Below are 4,060 nucleotides of genomic sequence, written 5' to 3'. Positions count from 1 at the left end.
ACCACGATCGCCGGGACACCGACCGGCCGCGCCGCCAGCACCGCCACCGCACCCGCGGCCACCGCCGTCGCCGCAAAGTCGTGCCCGTCGCTGCGGGCACCCGGCAACGCCAGGAAGAGGCCACCGGAAGTGACTGCCCGCGAATCGAACTCGACGGTCCCGGTCACTCGGGTCCGGGCGGCGTCGGCCGCACTGATGTCAGCCAGCCGGCCGCCGGTGATCTCGGCGATCTCGGCCAGCGTGAGCTCGATCATGAAACATTCCCCACAGCGTCGAGTGCCTTGGCCAGTTCGTCACGATCATCGAAGGGGCGGGTCTGCCCGCCGGCGGTCTGCCCCGACTCATGCCCCTTACCCGCGATCAACACCACATCACCAGGGCGCGCCCAACGGACCGCGTGGGCGATGGCCTCGGCCCGATCACCGATCTCGACCACCGTCGCCGGCCCCACCGCGGCCCCGGCCATGACCTCGGCACGGATTGCGGCGGGGTCTTCGTCACGCGGGTTGTCGTCGGTGACCACCACAAGATCGGCGAGCTCGGCGGCGCAGGCCCCCATGGGCGCGCGCTTGCCGGCGTCCCGGTTGCCGCCGGCCCCGAACACCACGGCCAGCCGGCCCGCCGGGTGCTGGTCGCGCAGCGTCTGCAGCACCGCCTCCAGCGCACCGGGCTTGTGGGCGTAGTCGACCACCGCCAGGAACTGCTGGCCGCGCTCGACGGGCTCCAGCCGTCCCGGCACCGTGGCCGCGCGCAGCCCGGCCACGGCCTGCTCGGGCGCCACCCCCACCGAGTCCAGAACAGCAAGGGCAACAAGACAGTTGGCGATGTTGTAGCCGCCGGGCAAGCGAATCCCGATGCGGTGATGCACCCCGGCCGGGTCGGCGACGGTGAACTCCTGGGCGCCGTCGAGATGATGGGTGATGTCGGAGACCGTCCAGTCCGCGGGCCCGGTGGCACTCACCGTCACCGCAGCGTCCGCCCGCTGCGCCATCGCCCGGCCGGCGTCGTCGTCGATACACACCACCGCGGTCCGGGCGTGAACCTCGGATTCCGGGTCGAACAGCCGGGCCTTGGCCTCGAAATAGTCCGCCATCGTCGGGTGGTAGTCGAGATGGTCGCGGGACAGGTTGGTGAAGCCGCCGACGGCAAAATGCACACCGTCGACCCGTCCCTGCGACAGCGCGTGGCTGGACACCTCCATCACCGCCGTATCGACACCGCGCTGCGCCATCAGCGCCAGCAATGCCTGCAGGGCGGGCGCCTCCGGAGTGGTCAAGGTGCTGGGCACGTCGATGCCGGCGATCCGGACCCCGACAGTGCCGATCAACCCCGGGATCCGGCCCGCGGCCCGCAACCCCGCTTCGATCAGATAGCTGGTGGTGGTCTTTCCCGACGTGCCGGTGACCCCGATGACCGACATCGTCTCCGACGGCCGGCCGTACACGTCGGCGGCCAACCGGCCCAGCACCGACCGGGGCGACGGATGCACCAGCACCGGGATCGCTCCGCCGGCAATAGCCACCCCCGCGGCATCGGTCAGCACCGCCACCGCACCGCGCGCCACCGCATCGGCGGTGAAGCGGGCGCCATGAGATTTTGTCCCGGGCAGCGCCGCGAACAGGTCACCGGGCCGGGCGTCCTGCGCATGCAGGGTGACTCCGTGTACCGCGACGTCCGGAATGCCGCCACCGGCAGCGGGCACCGCGCCCGCGGAGGCGGCCAGAGTGGCCAAGGACACGCCCGGGGTGGCGTCGGGCCGAAGCGCGCTGGACACCGTCTCCACCTCCATTCGCGCAGCAATTCCCACCGGCGCCACAGTTCTGGCGCCCTCGTATCTCAGGCACAGCGTTCCTGAGGGCTTAGACACCCTACCCAGGTCCCCCGGCGGACCTGAAGGCTGCGTCAGGTCTGGCGCAGCACCAGCGGCGGGCCCGGATCCGGCGACAGCGGCACGTTCTCCCGCTGCAGCAACCAGGCCGAGATGTTGTGGAACAACGGAGCTGCCGAGGAGCCCGCGGCACCGTCGGCGGCCCGGTGCGGCGCGTCCATCATGATGCCGACGACATAGCGCGGGTTGTCGACGGTGACCATCCCGGCGAAGGTGATCCAGTAGACGTCGCTGTAGTAGCAGCCACACGCCGGGTTGATCTGCTGGGCGGTGCCCGTCTTGCCTGCGAGTTGGTAGCCCTCCACCGCGCCTTGGGGCCCGGTGCCCTGCTGGATACCCATCGGGTCGCGTTGCACCACGGCACGGAACATGTTGCGCACTGTCTGGGCGGTCTGCGGGGACACCACCCGCACCCCCTCCGGCCGGGGCTCCTCGGTGACGGTGCCGTCGGCGGCGACGGTGGACTTGATGATCCGCGGCGGGATGCGCAAGCCGTCGTTGGCGATCGCCTGATACATCGCGGTCATCTGCAACAGGCTCATCGACAAACCCTGCCCGATCGGCAGGTTGGAGAACGAGCTGCCGGACCACTGATCGATGGGCGGCACCAGGCCGGCCGTCTCGCCGGGCAACCCCACCCCGGTGCGCTGACCGAGGCCGAACTTGGTGACCATCTCAGCGAACTTCTCGGGGCCGACGCGCTGCGCCAGCATCAGCGTCCCGACGTTGGACGACTTACCGAACACGCCGGTGGTGGTGTACGGCTCCACGCCGTGACTCCAGGCGTCACTGACCGTGATGCCACCCATGTTGATGGAACCGGGCACCTGGAGCACTTCGTCGGGGTGGGTCAGGCCCATCTCGATCGCGGTGGCCGCGGTGATGATCTTGTTCACCGAGCCCGGCTCGAACGGTGAGGACACCGACGGGTTGCCCAACTGGCGGTTGTCCTGGCGACCGATGTCCTGCGACGGGTCGAAGGTGTTGTCGTTGGCCATCGCCAGCACCTCGGCGGTCTTGGCGTCCAGCACCACCGCCGAGACGTTCTTGGCACCGGAGAGGTCCTTGGCCAGCTGCACCTGCTGCTGGACATAGAACTGGATGTCGTCGTCGATGGTCAGCTGCACCGTCGACCCGTCGACCGCGTCGTGGCGGTTCCGGTAGCTACCCGGGATCACCACACCGTCGGAGCCACGGTCGTAGGTCACCGAGCCGTCGGTACCGGCCAACACCGAGTCCATCGAATCCTCGAGCCCCAGCAGGCCGTGGCCGTCCCAGTCGATTCCGCCGACCATGTTGGCGGCCAGTGAGCCGCCCGGGTACTGGCGCAGATCCTGACGTTCGGATCCGACCTCGGGGAACTTGTCCATGATCGCGTTGGCGACCAACGGGTCCACCGCGCGGGCCAGATACACGAAGGTGTCGTCGCTGCGCAGCTTTCGCAGCACGGTGGCCACGTCGGGGCGACCCCCCAGCCGCGACGACACCTCATTGGCGATCTCCCGCAACCGCAGCTGCGGGTCCGGCGCTTCGGAGGACTTCTCCCTGGCCTCTTCGAGCTGCTTGCGGATGCGTACCGGCTGGAAGGTCAGTGCCCGCGCCTCGATGGTGAACGCCAGCTTGTCGAAATTGCGGTCGACGATCGAGCCGCGCATCGCCTGCTGGATGTCGGTGACCTTCAGCTGGCCGGCCGCTTCGGCGCGCAATCCGGCCGCCTGCGGTACCTGCAGGTTGAACAGCTGCGCGGCCGCGATCACGACCAGTAGACCGATCGCGATGTTGCCGGTCCGGCGCCGGAACGCAAACGACGCCGTGCGCCCGCCGTCGGTGCCGCCGACATCGCCTACATCGCTGGCCCGCCGGGTGCGGCGGGCCCGGGCGGAATGGCCCGGCGCAGACGTGGGTGTTGTCGTCGCCTTGCGTTTGGAGCGTTTTGGTGTGGATGCCTTGTCACCGCGGGTCACGCCGGGGCCTCCGGAGCGGGCAGCGGCTCGACGCCGGCGGGGTCGGCGACGGGTGCAGGCGCGGGCATCTCCACCGCAGGGTCGGAGACGGGCGGCAGGATCGCGGGATCACCCGCGGGCGGTGGAACCGGAACGGCCGCAACCGGACCGGGCAGCGGACCGGTGACGGGTCCGGCGGCCGGTCCGGTGACCAGCCCTCCGGCGAGCG

3 protein-coding genes and 1 pseudogene are annotated in these 4,060 nt (G+C 70.1%); all 4 read right to left on the bottom strand.

Annotated elements, in window-relative coordinates; translation table 11 throughout:
- A partial coding sequence (locus WBB07_RS26275; RefSeq protein ID WP_526312126.1) for a Mur ligase domain-containing protein occupies positions 1 to 254 on the bottom strand: 254 nt, incomplete at its 3' end.
- The gene (locus WBB07_RS26270) at positions 251 to 1,789 is read right to left on the bottom strand and encodes a UDP-N-acetylmuramoyl-L-alanyl-D-glutamate--2,6-diaminopimelate ligase (RefSeq protein WP_526312128.1); all 1,539 of its coding nucleotides are present in this window, start codon (positions 1,787 to 1,789) and stop codon (positions 251 to 253) included. The genes WBB07_RS26275 and WBB07_RS26270, both read right to left, overlap by 4 nt.
- Before the next feature lie 113 nt (positions 1,790 to 1,902).
- Positions 1,903 to 3,852, bottom strand: a complete 1,950-nt coding sequence (locus WBB07_RS26265; protein WP_526312124.1) for a peptidoglycan D,D-transpeptidase FtsI family protein — start codon at positions 3,850 to 3,852, stop codon at positions 1,903 to 1,905.
- A pseudogene (locus WBB07_RS26260) lies at positions 3,849 to 4,060 on the bottom strand (hypothetical protein); the annotation flags it as partial. The gene WBB07_RS26265 and the pseudogene WBB07_RS26260, both read right to left, overlap by 4 nt.

The organism is Mycobacterium sp. (assembly GCF_049647605.1).
GTDB lineage: Bacteria > Actinomycetota > Actinomycetes > Mycobacteriales > Mycobacteriaceae > Mycobacterium.
The sequence above is the reverse complement of the archived record's forward strand: the minus strand, read 5'-3'. Positions and strand labels throughout refer to the sequence as shown.